We start from the raw sequence: 16,103 nt of genomic DNA on the forward strand, positions 1-16,103 counted from the left end.
ACTGCACGCGTGTGCAGTAAGCGTCAGGAAGGAACGACGATGTTCGAACTCATCGTGTTCGGTGCTCTTCTGGTCGTACTCATCGCCGCCCTCGGATTGCCCTATCCGCAGAGCACCTACGGCCGCTGGAACCGCCGCTAGCCGTTTCGGCAACTGCGCACGATCGATGACCGTCGAGCGTGCGTGAATGTCTGATGCAGGGCGGCGTGTCGTCGACAGACACGCACCGTCGCGAGTGGGGATAGGGCGTGGGGTAGGAATGGTGCGTGGCTCACCCCTCCTCGGACCCGACCGTCCTGCTGTTGTCCACCTCCGACACCGACCTGGTCACGGCACGGTCCAGCGGCGCCAACTACCGGTGGGCCAACCCGTCACGACTGGTGGACGGTGAGCTCGCCGAACTGTTGGGCGGCGCGGACATCGTGGTGGTGCGAATCCTCGGCGGCTACCGCGCCTGGCAGGACGGCATCGACGAGGTGGTGGCCAGCGGCGTGCCCGCGGTCGTCGTCAGCGGCGAACAGTCACCCGACGCGGAGTTGATGGGTCACTCGACCACGCCCGCCGGGGTCGCGCTGCAGGCGCACGTCTATCTGGCTCAGGGCGGTGTGTCGAACCTGCGTCAGTTGCACGCGTTCCTGTGCGACACCCTGCTGATGACCGGCTTCGGGTTTTCGCCGCCCGAGAGCACACCGCTGTGGGGCATCGTGCCCCGCGACGGCGGCGGCGACGGTCCCACGGTGGCGGTGCTGTACTACCGCGCCCAGCACCTCGCGGGCAACACCGCCTACGTCGAGGCGCTGTGCGATGCGATCGAGGGTGCCGGTGGCCGAGCGCTGCCGGTGTTCTGTGCGTCGCTGCGCACGGCCGACGCGGACCTGCTCGAGCAGCTCGGTACGGCCGACGCGCTGATCACGACGGTGCTCGCCGCGGGTGGCGCCACCCCGTCGAGCGTGTCGGCCGGTGGCGCGGACGACGCGTGGAACGTCGCGCATCTTGCTGCCCTGGACATTCCGATGCTGCAAGGGTTGTGCCTGACGAGTCCACGTGCGCAGTGGCAGAACAACGACGACGGGCTCTCACCGCTCGACGTCGCGACGCAGGTCGCCGTGCCGGAGTTCGACGGGCGCATCATCACAGTGCCGTTCTCGTTCAAGGAGATCGACGACGAGGGCCTGACCTCCTACGTGCCCGATCCCGAACGCTGCGCGCGAGTCGCCGGGCTGGCCGTGCGGCACGCGCGGCTGCGTGCAATCCCGGTGCAGGACAAGCGGATCGCGGTGGTGTTCTCCGCCTATCCGACCAAACACGCGCGCATCGGCAACGCCGTCGGCCTCGACACCCCAGCCAGCGCCGTCGCCCTGCTGCGCGCGATGCGCGAACACGGTTACCGCATCGATGATGTCCCCGGCCTCGACGCCGGCGACGGCGACGCGCTCATCCACGCCCTGATCGAACGCGGCGGCCAGGACCCCGATTGGCTGACCGAAGGACAGGTCGAAGGCAACCCGATCCGGGTGTCGGCCAAGGATTATCGCGACTGGTTCGCCACGCTGCCTGCCGAGCTCACCGACGCGATCGTCGAGCACTGGGGTCCGCCGCCGGGGGAGATGTTCGTCGACCGCAGCGCCGACCCCGACGGCGAGATCGTCATCGCCGCGCTGCAGGCGGGCAACGTCGTGCTGATGGTGCAGCCGCCGCGCGGATTCGGCGACAATCCCGTCGCCATCTACCACGACCCGGACCTACCGCCCAGCCACCACTACCTGGCCGCCTACCGGTGGATCGAGTCGGTGTTCGGCGCCGACGCGGTCGTACATCTGGGCAAGCACGGCAATCTCGAATGGCTGCCGGGCAAGACGCTGGGCATGTCGGCGGCCTGCGGATCCGATGCCGCGCTGGGCAACCTGCCGCTGATCTACCCGTTCCTGGTCAACGACCCCGGCGAGGGCACCCAGGCCAAGCGTCGCGCCCACGCCACCCTCGTCGACCACCTCATCCCGCCCATGGCACGCGCCGAAAGCTACGGTGACATCGCCCGTTTGGAGCAGTTGCTCGACGAGCACGCGAACGTATCGGCGCTCGACCCCGGCAAGCTGCCCGCGATCCGCCAGCAGATCTGGACGCTGATACGCGCCGCGAAGATGGACCACGACCTAGGGCTGGAGGAGCGACCCGAGGAGGACTCGTTCGACGACATGCTGCTGCACGTCGACGGGTGGCTGTGCGAGATCAAGGACGTCCAGATCCGCGACGGGCTGCACATCCTCGGGCAGACCCCGGCCGGCGAGGAGGAACTCGACCTGGTGCTGGCGATCCTGCGGGCCCGCCAGCTGTTCGGCGGTGAGCAGACGGTGCCGGGCCTTCGGCAGGCACTCGGGCTGGCCGAGGACGGCAACGACGAACGCGCCGCCGTCGATGCCGCCGAAGAGCAAGCCCGCAAACTGGTGGCCGCGCTGCAGGATTCGGGGTGGAACCCCGAGGTGGTCGATGATCTGACCGACAACGCCGACGTCGCCGCGGTGCTGCGATTCGCCGCCACCGAGGTGGTGCCGCGGCTCGCGGGCACAGCCGACGAGATCGCCCAGATCCTTCGGGCGCTCGACGGGCGCTTCATCGCGGCCGGCCCGTCCGGATCGCCGCTGCGCGGGCTGGTCAACGTACTGCCCACCGGGCGAAACTTCTACTCGGTCGACCCCAAGGCGGTGCCGTCACGGCTGGCCTGGGAAACCGGTGTGGCGATGGCCGATTCGCTGCTCACCCGGTACCGCGAGGATTACGGCGACTGGCCGCGGTCGGTCGGGCTGTCGGTGTGGGGCACGTCCGCCATGCGGACCGCCGGTGACGACATCGCCGAAGTGCTCGCCCTGCTGGGTGTGCGCCCGGTGTGGGACGAGGCGTCGCGGCGAGTGGTCGATCTCGAACCGATCGCGCTGGCCGACCTCGGCAGGCCCCGCATCGACGTCACCGTGCGCATCTCCGGGTTCTTCAGGGACGCCTTCCCGCACGTCGTCACGATGCTCGACGACGCCGTGGCGCTCGTCGCCGGACTCGACGAACCAGCCGAAGATAACTATGTGCGCGCCCACGCCCAGGCCGATCTCGCCGAGCATGGCGACCAACGACGTTCCACCACAAGAATTTTCGGATCGAAGCCGGGCACCTACGGCGCCGGGCTGCTGCAGCTGATCGACAGCCGCAACTGGCGCGACGATGCCGACCTGGCCGAGGTGTACACGGCGTGGGGCGGATTCGCCTACGGCCGCGGTCTGGACGGGGCCGCCGCCAGTGATGACATGAGCCGGCAGTACCGCCGAATCGCGGTGGCGGCCAAGAACACCGACACCCGCGAACACGACATCGCCGACTCCGATGATTACTTCCAGTACCACGGCGGCATGATCGCCACCGTCCGCGCGTTGACCGGCAAGGACCCCGCCGCCTATATCGGCGACAACACCCGGCCCGACGCGGTGCGGACCCGCACTCTGTCCGAGGAGACCACCCGGGTGTTCCGCGCGCGCGTGGTCAACCCGCGCTGGATCAACGCGATGCGCAGGCACGGTTACAAGGGTGCCTTCGAGATGGCCGCCACCGTCGACTACCTGTTCGGCTACGACGCCACCGCCGGGGTGATGGCCGACTGGATGTACGAGCGGCTCTCGGCGGAGTACGTGCTCGACGACGAGAACCGCAAGTTCATGACCGAGTCCAATCCCTGGGCTCTGCACGGTATGGCCGAACGACTGCTGGAGGCCGCCGACCGGGGAATGTGGGCGGCGCCCGAGCAGGTGACGCTCGACGGTTTGCGCAAGGTGCTGCTGGAGACCGAGGGCGACCTGGAGGGCTAGGTTGGTGACGTGTCTGCCACGTTCGCCGATGTCGCCAAGTCCGAGTACATCCTGCTGACCACGTTCACCAAGGACGGCCGGCCCAAGCCCACACCGATCTGGGCGGTGCCCGAGGGCGACGGGCTGATCGCCATCACGCAGGAGACGTCGTGGAAGGTCAAGCGGATCCGCAACACCCCGCGGGTGACCATCGCGCCGTGCGACATGCGCGGCAACCCCAAGGGTGAGGCGGTGGAAGCCGTCGCCGCGATACTCGACAAGTCCGCCAACGCCGCGACCTACGACGCGATCGGCAAGCGCTACGGGCTGCTGGGCAAGACGTTCAACGTTTTCTCCAAGCTGCGCGGGGGAATGAAGAACAACGTGACCATCGAGATCCAGCCGGGCTGACCATGGCCGACACGTTCGAGGACGTCGCCCGCTCGAAATACATCCTGCTGACCACCTTCACCAAGGACGGCAAACCGAAGCCCACCCCGATCTGGGGCGCCTCCGAGGGCGACAAACTGCTGGTGATCACCGACGACGGATCGTGGAAGACCAAGCGCATCAACAACACCCCTCGGGTGACGATCCAGAAGTCGACGGCGCTGGGCAAACCGAAAGGTGAGCCCGTCGAGGCGACCGCCAGGGTGCTGCCGAAGGAAGAGACCCGCCGCGTCTTCGACAAGGTCACCCGGCGCTATTGGTGGCACGCGTGGTGGTGGATTCCGCAGGCGCTCATCCGCGGCGGTATCGACAAGGTGCACATCGGGATCGAGATCCAGCCCGCGGTCAGCCCCGCGGGGTAGCGGCCAGGTGTTGGCCGAAGAACGCGAACACCCGTCCCCAGGCGTCGTCGGCGCCCGCCTCGTTGTACCCGAACCCGGTGATCCGCAACAACGGCTGCCCGGGCAACTTGTTAGCGAAGCTGTGCCCAGCGTCGGGATACACCTTGATATCTGCCGGGATCTCCTTGTCCGCGACGACTTTTCGTAACCGACCCGCCGCGCCGATGCCGATGGGGTCGCGCCTGCCGAAACTGGCGACGATCGGGCACGCCCCGGTCAGCGTCTCGTCGAGACGACGGGGAAGTGGGGTGCCGTAGAACGGCGCCGACGCGCCGAACCCCTGCGGTGACATCACGAGCGCGAACTGCCCACCCATGCAGAAGCCGGCGATGCCGACGGCGCCCGTGCACTCGGGCAGCGCCAGGACATGGTCGCGGGCGGCGAGGATGTCATCGAGCGCGCGACCCCGCTTGCTCAGCAGTTCGCGGAACACCCGGGTGATGCAGCGTGCGCGGCCGCCGCGCGAGTACAGGTCGGGGGTGATCGCGACGTAGCCCGCGTCGGCGATGCGCGCCGATATCGAATCGTTGTCCGGTCCATACCCGATCGCGTCGTGCACGACCACGATCGCCGGCCACGGCCCGTCGCCCTCAGGCGTCGAGAACAACGCGTCGATCGGACCGCCCGGTGTGTCGATCTTGATCGTGGCCACACCGCCAATCTACGGAACCCCCGGAGGCGTCCGGACGTTGACCGCATATGGCGATGCGGCTGTTTGTCCTCTATGTGGTCATCGAGACCGCGGTCGTGGTGGCCCTGGTGTCGACGATCGGCATCGGCTGGACGCTACTGCTGCTGCTCACGACGTTCGTGCTGGGTTTCGCGCTGGCCGGATCGCAGCTCAGACGCCAGGTCGGCCGGCTGCGTTCGGGCCTGACCCCGGCGACCGTGCACGGTGCGGCCGCCGACAGCATCCTCGTCGCGGTCGGAACCGTGCTGGTCGTGATCCCGGGGTTGGCCAGCTCGGTCGTGGGCGCGCTGCTCCTGCTGCCCCCGACGCGGGCGGCTGCACGTCCGATGCTGACCGCGCTGGCCGCGCGCCGGATGCCGCTGATCACCGCAGGGGTGGCGGGCTGGGGAGCGACCGCGAGGCGGCACGACTACGTCGACGGCGAGGTCGTCGATGTGGTCGACGTCGAACCGCCCGCTGTGGAGCGCGCGCCGCGCCCCGACGACGACCTGTGAGAACCTCCCGTAGGTGACGACCCTTCTGCTCAACGGGCGGGTGCACAGCCCCGCCATGCCCGACGCCACGGCGCTGGCCGTGCGCGACGGCGTGATCGCATGGCTGGGCAGCGATGACGTCGGCCGGAACCAATTTCCCGACGCGCAGGTCATCGACCTCGACGGCACCTTCGTCGCACCCGCCTTCGTCGACAGTCACATCCATCTCACCGCCACCGGTCTCACCCTCTCCGGGCTCGACCTGCGGTCCGCCGCCTCGCTTCAGCACTGCCTGCAACTGCTCGCAGACCACGCCAGAAGCCACCCCGAGGGGCCGATCTGGGCGCACGGCTGGGACGAGTCGAACTGGCCCCGACGCAACCCGCCCAGCACCGACGACATCGACGCCGTCGTGGGGGACCGGCCGGCCTACCTGGCCAGGGTCGACGTGCACTCCGCCGCGGCGTCCACCGCGCTGCGCACGTTGTGCCCCGACCTCGCCGGCGCAGCCGGATACCACCCGCAGCGACCGCTCACCAGCGATGCCCATCACCTGGTTCGCGCCGCCGCGCGGGCCGGACTGACGGATCGACAGCGGGACGCGGCGCGCACCGCCGCACTCGACGCGGCGGCTGCGCACGGCATCGTCGCGGTGCACGAATGCGCGGGACCCGACATCGGCGGCCTCGACGACTGGGACGAGATCCGCGCCCTCGGCCACGGCGTCGAGGTCGTCGGCTACTGGGGTGAAGCGGTCACCACGGCCGAGGAGGCACGCGCGGTGATCGACCGCACCGGCGCCCGTGGGCTGGCGGGTGACCTGTTCGTCGACGGGGCGCTGGGCTCGCGCACCGCCTGGCTGCAGCAGCCCTACGACGACGCGCCCGGCTGCGTGGGGAACACCTACCTCGACCCCGACGCCATCGCCGCACACCTGCAGGCGTGCACGCAGGCGGGCATCACAGCCGGCTTCCACGTGATCGGCGACGCCGCGGTGAGCGCTGTGGTCGACGCCCTCGAATCCGTCGTCGCATCCTCGGGCGCTCCCGCGGTCGCGCGGTGCGGGCACCGGCTCGAACACCTGGAGATGGTCACCTCAGCCCAGGCGCACAAGCTCGGCGCCTGGGGCGTGCTGGCCAGCGTGCAACCGAATTTCGATGCGCTCTGGGGCGGCGAAACCGGCATGTACGCCCAGCGTCTCGGGGTGCCGCGAGCCAGATCGCTGAACCCGTTCGCGCTGTTAGCATCCCAAGGCGTGCCCCTCGCCTTCGGCTCGGACAGCCCCGTCACCGGGATCGACCCCTGGGCGACGCTGCGCGCGGCGACGCGACACCGGACGCCGGGCAGTGCGCTCTCGGCGCGCGCCGCGTTCGCAGCACTGACCCGCGGCGCGTGGCGCGCCGCCGGGGTGCGAGACGGGTTGGCGGGCACCCTGGTTCCCGGTGCGCCGGCGTCGTACGCGATCTGGGAGGCCGACGAGCTCGAGGTCAGCGCACCCGCCGACGCGGTGCAACGGTGGTCCACCGATCGGCGGTCGCGGGTGCCGCCGTTGCCGCGACTCGACGGCCCGCCACCCCGGTGTCGGCAGACCGTCCACCGAGGTGTCGTCATTCATGGCTGAAACTGCCTCGAAGGCAAGGCGGTTCGGCCTGGCGCTGGTCGACCGGTTGCCGCAGCTGGGCGTGGTGATCGTCGCCGGTGTCGCGCTGTGTCTGAGCTTTCCGCCGTTCGGGTGGTGGTATCTGGGCTTCGTCGCGTTCGCCTTGCTGGCATGGGTGCTGACACGCGAGACCACCACGGTGCGAGGCGGATTCGGCTACGGGTTCCTGTTCGGGGCGGCGTTCTACCTGCCGCTGCTGCCATGGGTGGGGGCGTTCGTCGGACCCTTTCCGTGGATCGGGCTGTCGCTCGCCGAGGCGGTGTTCCCTGCGCTGTTCGCCGCGGCCGCTGTGGTGGTTCGCCGGCTGCCGGGCTGGCCGCTGTGGTTCGCCGGGCTGTGGGCCGCGCAGGAGTGGCTCAAGTCCACGGTGCCGTTCGGCGGATTCCCGTGGGGCGTCGTCGCGTACGGCCAGACGGAGAGCCCGCTGCGGTCGATCGCCCAATTCGGCGGGGCGCCACTGCTGTCTTTCGCGGTCGTGCTCGTCGGGTTCAGCTTGACGGCAATGGTTTTCGAGGTTGTGCAATGGTGGCGGCGCGACGACGCACAGACCGCGCCGCCGGCCGTGGTGGTACCCGGCTTGTGTATCAGCGCGGTACTGCTGGCCACCGCGCTGACGTGGCCGCATGTGCGGCAGTCCGGTCTCGGAGCGGGCGACGAGCAATCGGTCACCGTCGCCGTCGTCCAGGGGAATGTGCCCCGGCTCGGATTGGACTTCAACGCCCAGCGTCGCGCCGTGCTCGACAACCACGTCCGCGAGACGCTACGGCTGGCCGAGGATGTGCGGGCGGGGCGGGCGCCGCGGCCGATGTTCGTTGTCTGGCCCGAGAACTCCTCCGACATCGATCCACTGGCCAACCCGGACGCCCGTGAGCTGATCTCCTCCGCCGCCGCGGCCATCGACGCGCCGATCCTCGTCGGCGCGGTGGTCGAGGCGCCCGGCGCCACGCCCGAGGAGCCGGCCACGACGAACTCGGTGATCGTGTGGAATCCGGGCAGCGGCCCCGGCCAGCGCCACGACAAGCAGATCGTGCAGCCCTTCGGCGAGTACCTGCCGTGGCGCGGGTTCTTCCGCAACTTCTCCGAGTACGCCGACCGCGCCGGCTACTTCGTACCGGGCGACGGAACGGGCGTCGTGCACCCCGCCGGCGTGCCGGTGGGGGTGGCCACCTGCTGGGAGGTGATCTTCGACCGGGCGCCCCGCGAGTCGGTGCGCAACGGCGCGCAGATGCTGGTCGTGCCGTCCAACAACGCGACGTTCACCGAGTCGATGAGCGAACAGCAACTCGCCTTCGCCCGGCTGCGTGCGGTCGAACACGACCGCTACGTGGTGGTGGCGGGCACCACGGGGATCAGCGCGGTCATCGCGCCGGACGGCCGTGAGCTGGCTCGCACCGCGTTCTACGAACCCGCCTACCTGGACTCCGCCGTACGGCTGAAGTCCCAGCTCAGCGCCGCGACACGGTTCGGGCCGCTGGTGGAGGGGCTGCTCATCGCCCTCGGCGTGGGCAGCCTGATCGTCGCGATGCTGCACAATGAAGGCTTTGTGCGACGCCGCGCGGGCGGCGGCACCACAGACAGAGGAGCCACATGACGACGGGCCGGGACCCGGGGGAGCGACCCAGCCAGCGCACGCTGGTCATCATCCCCACGTACAACGAGCGGGAGAACCTTCCGCTGATCGTCGAGCGTGTCCAGAAGGCGCGGCCCGACGTCCACATCCTCATCGTGGACGACGGCAGCCCCGACGGCACCGGCAGGCTCGCCGATGAACTCGCCCTGGCGGACCCCGACCGCATCCACGTCATGCACCGCAATGCCAAGGGCGGACTGGGCGCGGCGTACCTGGCCGGGTTCGCCTGGGGGCTGAGCCGCGAGTACGCGGTGCTGGTCGAGATGGATGCCGACGGCAGCCACCCGCCCGAACAGCTCTACCGGTTGCTCGACGCCATCGACGGCGGTGCCGATCTGGTGATCGGCTCGCGTTATGTGCCCGGCGGAGAGGTCCGCAACTGGCCGCGCCGCCGCCTGCTGCTGTCGCGTACCGCCAACGGTTATTCGCGCGTCCTGCTCGGCGTCGACATCCACGACATCACCGCCGGCTACCGCGCCTACCGTCGCGAGGCGCTGGAGAAGATCGATCTGAGCGCGGTCGACTCGAAGGGTTACTGCTTCCAGATCGACCTGACCTGGCGCACGATCAACAACGGGTTTGTCGTCGTGGAGGTGCCCATCACCTTCACCGAGCGCGAGTTCGGTCAGTCCAAGATGAGCGGGTCCAATATCCGCGAGGCGTTGTTCAAGGTCGCGGAGTGGGGTCTGCGCGGCCGCATCGACCGCGGCCGTGGCGCCCGCGTCACACGCTGACCCTCAACAACCGCGAGCAACCCTCAACACCCGCGAGCGACCGTGTCTGCACGGCGACACGCCGTGATTTCGTGACGCAAAGCGGTCGCTCGCCGAGCGCGGCGATCAGCCGCGGCGGCGGGCCTTGATGATGTCGAGCCGCTCCTTGAGCAGCTCCTCGAGCTCCTCGATCGACCGGCGCTCGAGCAGCATGTCCCAGTGCGTGCGCGGCGGCTTGGTCTTCTTCGGCTCGGGTGCGTCACCCTCGATCAGGGTGCCCTCCATGCCGTTGCGGCACAGCCAGGTGTGGGGAATCTCGGCGTCATCGGCGAACGGAACGTCGAACTCCTCGCCGTTGTCGGTGCGGTACCGCGCGACCTGACGCGGCGCCAAGTCGTGGTTGCGGTCGGTCTCGTAGCTCACGGCTCCGAGGCGACTTCCCCTCAAGACGCGATCAGCCATCGTCAAACACTCCTCGATCAGCGCGTAATTGTCCGAATCATCAACGCCGCAGCATGCTGTGAAGTTCCCGACTCGACCCACCATGATACCGGGAAACCGTTGCCCCTCGGTTTACAGTCTGGCCTGTGGCAACCGGGATCAAGAGGCGGCTCCGCCCTCAGGCCTGCCGCTGGTGCGGGCGGGAGGTCGGCGATGCGGGGCTGGGCAGGCGTCGGCAGTACTGCAGGCAGTCGTGCCGGCAACGCGCGTACGAACAGCGCAGCGTGATCAAGGGCACGTCGCTGGCCCCCGACGCGGTTGTCCTCACAGCGGACGAGGCCGCCGAGCTTTCCGACCGCATCTACCAGGTCCGATGTGCCGCCGAGGACGTTGCCACCGCAGTCGGGGAAGGCGCCGACACTGGTGAACTGCGCCAACTGTGCGAGGCATTGATGACGGCGGCCAAGGCCGCCGACGGTTGGCGCTGACAGCCGGGTTCCCCGGTAATTTCGCTGCGTCTTGAACCCAGCCGGGTGCTGGCTCGTCGTTGCTATGACCAGTCAGTTCGGCCCGATAGGACCAGCCCCATGACTTTGAAGAAGAGATGGACCCGCACGCTGTTGGTGGGTATCAGCGCGACGCTCGTGTTCGGCACCTTGACTGCCTGCTCGGGCGGCTCGCCATCGGAGTCGACGGCGGACGCCCGGGCGTTTCCACAGTCGGCCCGCTACGTCGCGGACATGAAATCGCCCGACGGCGAGCCGATGACCATCGGCATCTCCGTCGACGGCGGTGAGCTCGCCGCCTACGCCTGCAACGGCAGCAATGACGAAGCGTGGTTCTTCGGCAACCACACCGACGGCAAGATCGACCTCACGTCGAGGTTCCGTGACACGCTGACCGCGCAGTTCGACGGCGCCGACGTCGATGGCGACCTGACCATGAACGGAGTGACCTACGAGTTCACCGCGGCACCGGTGTCCGGTGAGGCCGGTGTGTATACCGCCGATCTCGACGGCGCGCGCGCGGCATGGGTGGTCCGCGAGGACGGCTCGGCCGTCGGTGTGCAGATCAACGGGTTCAGCGGCACGCTCGACCAGGCCGACATCCAACAACTCAACGACGCCCAGTTCCGCGCCGAGGTCCGCAACAAACGCCAGCTGCAGCAGGCACAGCAGATCACCCGCCTGTCGAACGGGGCGATGAGCTCCAGGATCAACGGCAGGGACGTGACCCCGACCCTCGTCACGGGTGCGTTCCGCTTGAACTGACAACCCGCGTCACAGCCGCGCCGGTGCGCCCGGCGCGGCTTGTGTCTTTCGTTCACCCCGAATCAAATCCTTCAGGTCCCGCGCGGCCCTCCGTAGCGTCAGATCACCGTGACAGCCCCGCCAGACCTCGCCGCGCCCAATTCGCCCATCACAGCTGGACCGGCCGCGAATCACGCTCGGCGGCACCATAAGTGGGCCGCCTTTCGGTTGGCGTCACCGGTCATACTGCTTGCGCTGTGGCAGCTTCTCAGCGCGGTCGGGGTGATTCCCCAGGACGTGCTGCCCGCTCCGTCGCTGATCCTCGAGGCGGGCGTGGAGCTTGTTCGCAACGGCCAACTCGCCGATGCGCTGCATGTCTCCGGGATCCGGGTGGTCGAGGGCCTGGTGCTCGGAGGTGTTCTGGGCGTCGCGCTCGGGACGGCCGTTGGCCTGTCGCGGTGGGTGGAGGCCGGAATCGACCCGCCCATGCAGATGATCAGGGCGCTGCCCCATCTCGGTCTGATCCCGCTGTTCATCCTGTGGTTCGGCATCGGCGAATTGCCCAAGGTGTTGTTGGTCGCGTTGGGTGTCAGTTTCCCGCTGTACCTGAACACGTTCTCGGCGATTCGACAGGTCGACCCGAAACTGTTCGAAACGGCTCAGGTGCTTGGGTTTTCGTTCTGGCAGCGGTTCTGGCGCATCATCGTGCCGAGCGCGGCGCCCCAGGTGCTCGTCGGTTTCCGGCAGTCGTTGGCGATCGCATGGCTGACGTTGATCGTCGCCGAGCAGATCAACGCCGACAGCGGGATCGGCTTCCTGATCAACAACGCCCGCGACTTCCTGCGCATCGACATCATCATCTTCGGCCTGATCGTGTACGCGTTGCTCGGCATCGGTACCGACGCGATCGTCCGGGTCCTGGAACGACGTGCATTGAGGTACCGCTCATGACATTGGCCACCGCACGAGAAGTCCGCACCGCGGCCGAACTGAGGCACGTCGACAAGTGGTACGGCAAGCACCACGTGCTCGTGGATGTGTCGATGAGGATCGGCAGCGGGGAGATCGTCGCGCTGATCGGCCGCAGCGGATCCGGTAAGTCGACCGTGCTGCGGGTGCTCGCGGGCCTGTCGACCGAACACAGCGGGAAACGTGTCGTGTCGGGGCCGCCCGCGTTGGCCTTTCAGGAGCCGCGGCTGTTCCCGTGGCGGGATGTGCGCACGAACGTGGAGTACGGCCTCACCCGCAGCGGGCTGCCCAAGGATCAGGCCCGTTCGCGCGCGGAGCGCGCGCTGGCCGATGTCGGGCTCGCCGATCGTGCCGACGCATGGCCGCTGACGCTCTCCGGCGGTCAGGCACAACGGGTTTCGCTCGCTCGCGCTCTGGTGGCCGAACCCGATCTGCTATTGCTCGACGAGCCGTTCGGCGCGTTGGACGCGTTGACGCGGTTGAGCATGCGCGAGCTGCTGCTCGACCTGTGGCGTGAGCACGGCTTCGGCGTGCTGTTGGTCACCCACGACGTCGACGAGGCCGTCGCGCTCGCCGATCGTGTGCTCGTGCTCGACGACGGGCGCGTCACCCACACACTCGACATCGCCGATCCGCGCACCTCGATAGGCGCGGAGAACCATCGCGCCGAATTGCTCGAGAAGCTCGGCGTACAGAGCTGAAACCGTATGCAACCGAAGGGGATCGTCATGTCCAAAGTCGTCGCTGTGCTCGCGCTCATCGGCCTGTTGGCGACCGGATGCGTGTCGCGGCAGGACAGCGCGGGTGCCCGGGAAGCGCCGGCCACGGTGGCGTTGTCCGACCTCGCCGGCCTCACGCTCAACGTCGGCGACCAGAAGGGCGGCACCGAGGCGCTGCTGCGCGCATCGGGCGCCCTCGACGGCCTGCCGTACTCGATCAACTTCTCCACGTTCACGTCCGGTCCGCCCCAGATCGAGGCAGCCACCGCGGGGAAGATCGACTTCGCGATCACGGGCAACACACCACCCATCTTCGGCGCCGCGTCCAACGCGAAGGTCAAGGTGGTGTCGGCATACGACGGCGGTGGATACGGGGACCAGATTCTCGTCCACGCCGATGCGCCCATCCAACGCGTGGCCGACCTGCGTGGGAAGAGCATCGCGGTCGCCAAAGGCAGTTCGGCACACGGCCATACGCTCGTTCAACTCGACCGCGCCGGGTTGGGTGTAGCCGATGTCAAACTGGTGTTCCTGCAACCCGCCGACGCCCTGTCGGCGTTCACCCAGCGCCGCGTCGACGTGTGGGCCGTCTGGGATCCCTACACCGCACAGGCTGAAACCGACTTGGCGGTGCGCAGCATCGCCCGAGCCACCGGTGTCACCAATGGTGCCGGGTTCGGAATCGCCTCCGACGCCGCATTGGCCGACCCGAAGCGCAACACCGCGCTCAGCGATCTGCTGCAGCGGTACGCCAAGGCCGTCCGGTGGGCCGACGACAACCGCGAGCAGTGGGCGAAGCGCTACGGCGAGGAAGTCGGCCTCGATCCCGCCGTCGCCGGGCTCGCACAAGGACGCAGCCTGCGGTTGCCCACCGACCTGTCCGACGAACTGATCGCATCCGAGCAGGAGATGGCCGATCTGTTCGCCGAGTCCGAACAGATCGCGGCGGCACCGGTATTCCAACGATGGGTCGACCGCCGCTATACCGAGGTGCTCAAGCCGCTCTACCTGACTCGCGATTAGGAGCGACATGTCTTCCGCGAAGTTCTTCTGGTTCCTGCCCACCGCCGGAGACAGCCGGTCCATCGTCGGATCGTCGCACGCGTCGTCACAGCAGACGGTGCCCGCCAACTATCGCCCGCCGACGCGGCGCTATCTCGCCGAGGTTGCCCGCGCCGCCGACCGGCTGGGCTACGAAGGGGTGCTGACCCCGACCGGAACCTGGTGCGAGGACGCGTGGTTGAGCGCATCGGCCCTGTTGGCCGAGACCGAGCGGCTGAAGTTCCTGGTCGCGTTCCGTCCGGGGCTGACGCCGCCCACGCTCGCCGCGCAGCAGGCCGCGACGCTCCAGCGGTTCTCCGAGGGGCGGGTGCTGCTCAACATCGTCAGCGGCGGTGACGACCTCGAACAGCGGAGGTTCGGCGACTGGCTCGACCACGACCAGCGCTACGCGCGAACGGGGGAGTTCCTCCACATCGTCGATTCCATCTGGCGTCGGGATTCGCTGGACTTCGAGGGCGATTACTACAAAGTCGCCGATGCGCGAGTGTCGGAGCCGCCGGATCCCCTGCCGCAGATCTACTTCGGCGGATCCTCGCCGGCCGCGCTGCCCATCGCCGCGCAGTACGTCGACGTGTACCTGACGTGGGGCGAACCCCCGCATGACGCGGCCGCCAAGATCGCACGCGTCCGTGAACTCGCCGAACAACGCGGGCGCACCGTGCGGTTCGGCGTCCGGTTGCACACCATCAGCCGCGACACCTCGGCGGCCGCATGGGCGGTCGCCAATGAGATGCTGTCGGGACTGAGCGCGGATCAGATCGCCAACGCCACTGCGCTGCACGCCAAGTCGCAGTCCGAGGGGCAGCGGCGGATGACCGCACTGCACGGCGGTCGGACCGATCAGCTGGAGATCTACCCGAACCTGTGGGCCGGCGTCGGATTGGTGCGCGGCGGCGCGGGCACGGCGCTCGTCGGCAGCCACGAGGAGGTCGCCAATCTGATCTACGAGTACTACTCGCTCGGCTTCGACGAGTTCATCCTGTCGGGCTACCCGCACCTGGAAGAGGCCTACTGGTTCGCCGAAGGCGTGCTGCCGCTGCTGAAGCGCAAGGGCGTGGCCTAGCGCACGCGCTCAGCAGCTGAACTTCTGGCCGGTCTGCGGCGGCGCGGTGACCGACTGCAGGCAGCCGAAGGGTTCAATGCCCGCGTCGCTGAACTTGACCGCGGACTGATGGGCGTAGTTGACGCAGAACAGTCCGACGGTGTCGGTCCGGCAGCGGTAGTCCCCGAAGGACAGCACCCGTCCGTACGGCAGCTCGGCGCCTTCGCCGGCGGTGAACCGACCGGGGTCTCCGTGCACGGAGCCGACGGTCACGCTGGTGCCGTCGTAGTCGACCCAGCCGCCCTTCCACTCGCCGTACGCGTCATCCGGCCGCGGTGGCGGGTTGACCAGGTCCACCAGGCAGGCCAGCGCCCCGTCGGCGTATTGGCTGTCGGTCATGCAGCTGGTCTTGCCCGACGGCGTGGTGAACGCGACGTCCTCGCCGAGGTCCGTCGTCTGGCCGTCGCGGATGGCCGAGTGGTACTGGCCGGGCGCCGCAGGCTCGCCGGCTTCGACCCAGGCCACCACGTCGCCGATCGGCGCGCCGGCGGCTGGCGGAGCGGTCGGCTTCGGTTTGGTCGTGGTCGGAGTGGGCGAACTCGCGGACGGGGACGGTGGAATCGGTTCGATCCGTTCGGCCTGTCCGCCCGTCGTCGTCGAACACCCCGCCAACAGCACAGCCGCGATCAGCACTGCCATTCGCATACCGGCCAGGCTAGCGGGCCGATACGCAATCGCAGGCCAGGCGCGGCGGGAGGCCCGGCGTCAAGGTCAT

General features: G+C 68.7%; 16 protein-coding genes. 13 read left to right on the forward strand and 3 right to left on the reverse strand.

The features are described from left to right. The first annotated feature begins 266 nt into the window (after positions 1 to 266). From cobN to AU197_RS18895, 3 genes are read left to right on the forward strand one after another with little or no spacing between them, the layout of a single operon-like run. Positions 267 to 3,848 (forward strand): cobaltochelatase subunit CobN, encoded by a 3,582-nt coding sequence (cobN, locus tag AU197_RS18885; RefSeq protein WP_064404301.1) that lies wholly within the window; start codon positions 267 to 269, stop codon positions 3,846 to 3,848. A 9-nt stretch (positions 3,849 to 3,857) separates the two neighbouring features. Continuing rightward, the gene (locus AU197_RS18890) at positions 3,858 to 4,238 is read left to right on the forward strand and encodes a PPOX class F420-dependent oxidoreductase (protein ID WP_064404303.1); all 381 of its coding nucleotides are present in this window, start codon (positions 3,858 to 3,860) and stop codon (positions 4,236 to 4,238) included. Positions 4,239 to 4,240: 2 nt separating this feature from the next. Continuing rightward, entirely contained in the window at positions 4,241 to 4,639 is a 399-nt protein-coding gene (locus tag AU197_RS18895; RefSeq protein WP_064404306.1) for a PPOX class F420-dependent oxidoreductase, read from the forward strand. On the opposite strand, the gene AU197_RS18900 is transcribed toward AU197_RS18895, so the two are convergent. After that, positions 4,623 to 5,330 carry a dienelactone hydrolase family protein gene (locus AU197_RS18900; RefSeq protein ID WP_064404308.1) on the reverse strand — a complete coding sequence of 236 codons (708 nt, stop codon included), beginning with the start codon at positions 5,328 to 5,330 and terminating at the stop codon, positions 4,623 to 4,625. The genes AU197_RS18895 and AU197_RS18900 overlap by 17 nt on opposite strands. Positions 5,331 to 5,377: 47 nt before the next feature. Between AU197_RS18900 and AU197_RS18905 the strand changes: the two genes are divergently transcribed. The 4 genes from AU197_RS18905 to AU197_RS18920 are packed head-to-tail and all read left to right on the forward strand — an operon-like array spanning position 5,378 to position 9,866. Then, entirely contained in the window at positions 5,378 to 5,863 is a 486-nt protein-coding gene (locus tag AU197_RS18905) for an FxsA family protein (RefSeq protein WP_064404310.1), read from the forward strand. Positions 5,864 to 5,876: 13 nt separating this feature from the next. After that, the gene (locus AU197_RS18910) at positions 5,877 to 7,463 is read left to right on the forward strand and encodes an amidohydrolase (protein WP_064404312.1); all 1,587 of its coding nucleotides are present in this window, start codon (positions 5,877 to 5,879) and stop codon (positions 7,461 to 7,463) included. Further along, positions 7,456 to 9,093: an apolipoprotein N-acyltransferase gene (lnt, locus tag AU197_RS18915; RefSeq protein ID WP_064404315.1), complete on the forward strand. Its 1,638-nt coding sequence runs from the start codon at positions 7,456 to 7,458 to the stop codon at positions 9,091 to 9,093. The genes AU197_RS18910 and lnt overlap by 8 nt, the downstream gene beginning before the upstream one ends. After that, positions 9,090 to 9,866, forward strand: a complete 777-nt coding sequence (locus AU197_RS18920) for a polyprenol monophosphomannose synthase (RefSeq protein WP_064404318.1) — start codon at positions 9,090 to 9,092, stop codon at positions 9,864 to 9,866. Before lnt ends, AU197_RS18920 begins: the two co-directional genes overlap by 4 nt. 105 nt (positions 9,867 to 9,971) lie before the next feature. On the opposite strand, the gene AU197_RS18925 is transcribed toward AU197_RS18920, so the two are convergent. After that, positions 9,972 to 10,307, reverse strand: coding sequence for an RNA polymerase-binding protein RbpA (locus tag AU197_RS18925; RefSeq protein WP_064350208.1), 336 nt, complete (start codon positions 10,305 to 10,307; stop codon positions 9,972 to 9,974). Between the two features lie 125 nt (positions 10,308 to 10,432). Between AU197_RS18925 and AU197_RS18930 the strand changes: the two genes are divergently transcribed. The 6 genes from AU197_RS18930 to AU197_RS18955 all read left to right on the forward strand — a co-directional run bounded on the left by AU197_RS18930 (position 10,433) and on the right by AU197_RS18955 (position 15,349). After that, positions 10,433 to 10,774 carry a hypothetical protein gene (locus AU197_RS18930; RefSeq protein WP_231745030.1) on the forward strand — a complete coding sequence of 114 codons (342 nt, stop codon included), beginning with the start codon at positions 10,433 to 10,435 and terminating at the stop codon, positions 10,772 to 10,774. 99 nt (positions 10,775 to 10,873) lie between these two features. Continuing rightward, a complete protein-coding gene (locus tag AU197_RS18935; protein WP_064404319.1) occupies positions 10,874 to 11,557 on the forward strand; it encodes a hypothetical protein in 684 nt (227 codons plus the stop codon). Between the two features lie 207 nt (positions 11,558 to 11,764). Beyond that, a complete protein-coding gene (locus AU197_RS18940; protein WP_231745031.1) occupies positions 11,765 to 12,487 on the forward strand; it encodes an ABC transporter permease in 723 nt (240 codons plus the stop codon). Next, on the forward strand, positions 12,484 to 13,206 hold the full coding sequence (locus tag AU197_RS18945) for an ABC transporter ATP-binding protein (protein WP_064404320.1): 723 nt from the start codon (positions 12,484 to 12,486) through the stop codon (positions 13,204 to 13,206). The genes AU197_RS18940 and AU197_RS18945 overlap by 4 nt, the downstream gene beginning before the upstream one ends. Before the next feature lie 27 nt (positions 13,207 to 13,233). Continuing rightward, complete coding sequence (locus tag AU197_RS18950; RefSeq protein ID WP_064404515.1) at positions 13,234 to 14,247, forward strand: ABC transporter substrate-binding protein; 1,014 nt, start codon at positions 13,234 to 13,236, stop codon at positions 14,245 to 14,247. Positions 14,248 to 14,254: 7 nt separating this feature from the next. Continuing rightward, positions 14,255 to 15,349, forward strand: coding sequence for an LLM class flavin-dependent oxidoreductase (locus AU197_RS18955; protein WP_064404322.1), 1,095 nt, complete (start codon positions 14,255 to 14,257; stop codon positions 15,347 to 15,349). Between the two features lie 9 nt (positions 15,350 to 15,358). Here the strand turns inward: AU197_RS18955 and AU197_RS18960 are convergent, their stop codons facing one another. Continuing rightward, the gene (locus AU197_RS18960) at positions 15,359 to 16,033 is read right to left on the reverse strand and encodes a hypothetical protein (protein ID WP_064404324.1); all 675 of its coding nucleotides are present in this window, start codon (positions 16,031 to 16,033) and stop codon (positions 15,359 to 15,361) included. Positions 16,034 to 16,103: the final 70 nt, after the last annotated feature.

Source organism: Mycobacterium sp. IS-1590, from assembly GCF_001500025.1.
GTDB lineage: Bacteria > Actinomycetota > Actinomycetes > Mycobacteriales > Mycobacteriaceae > Mycobacterium.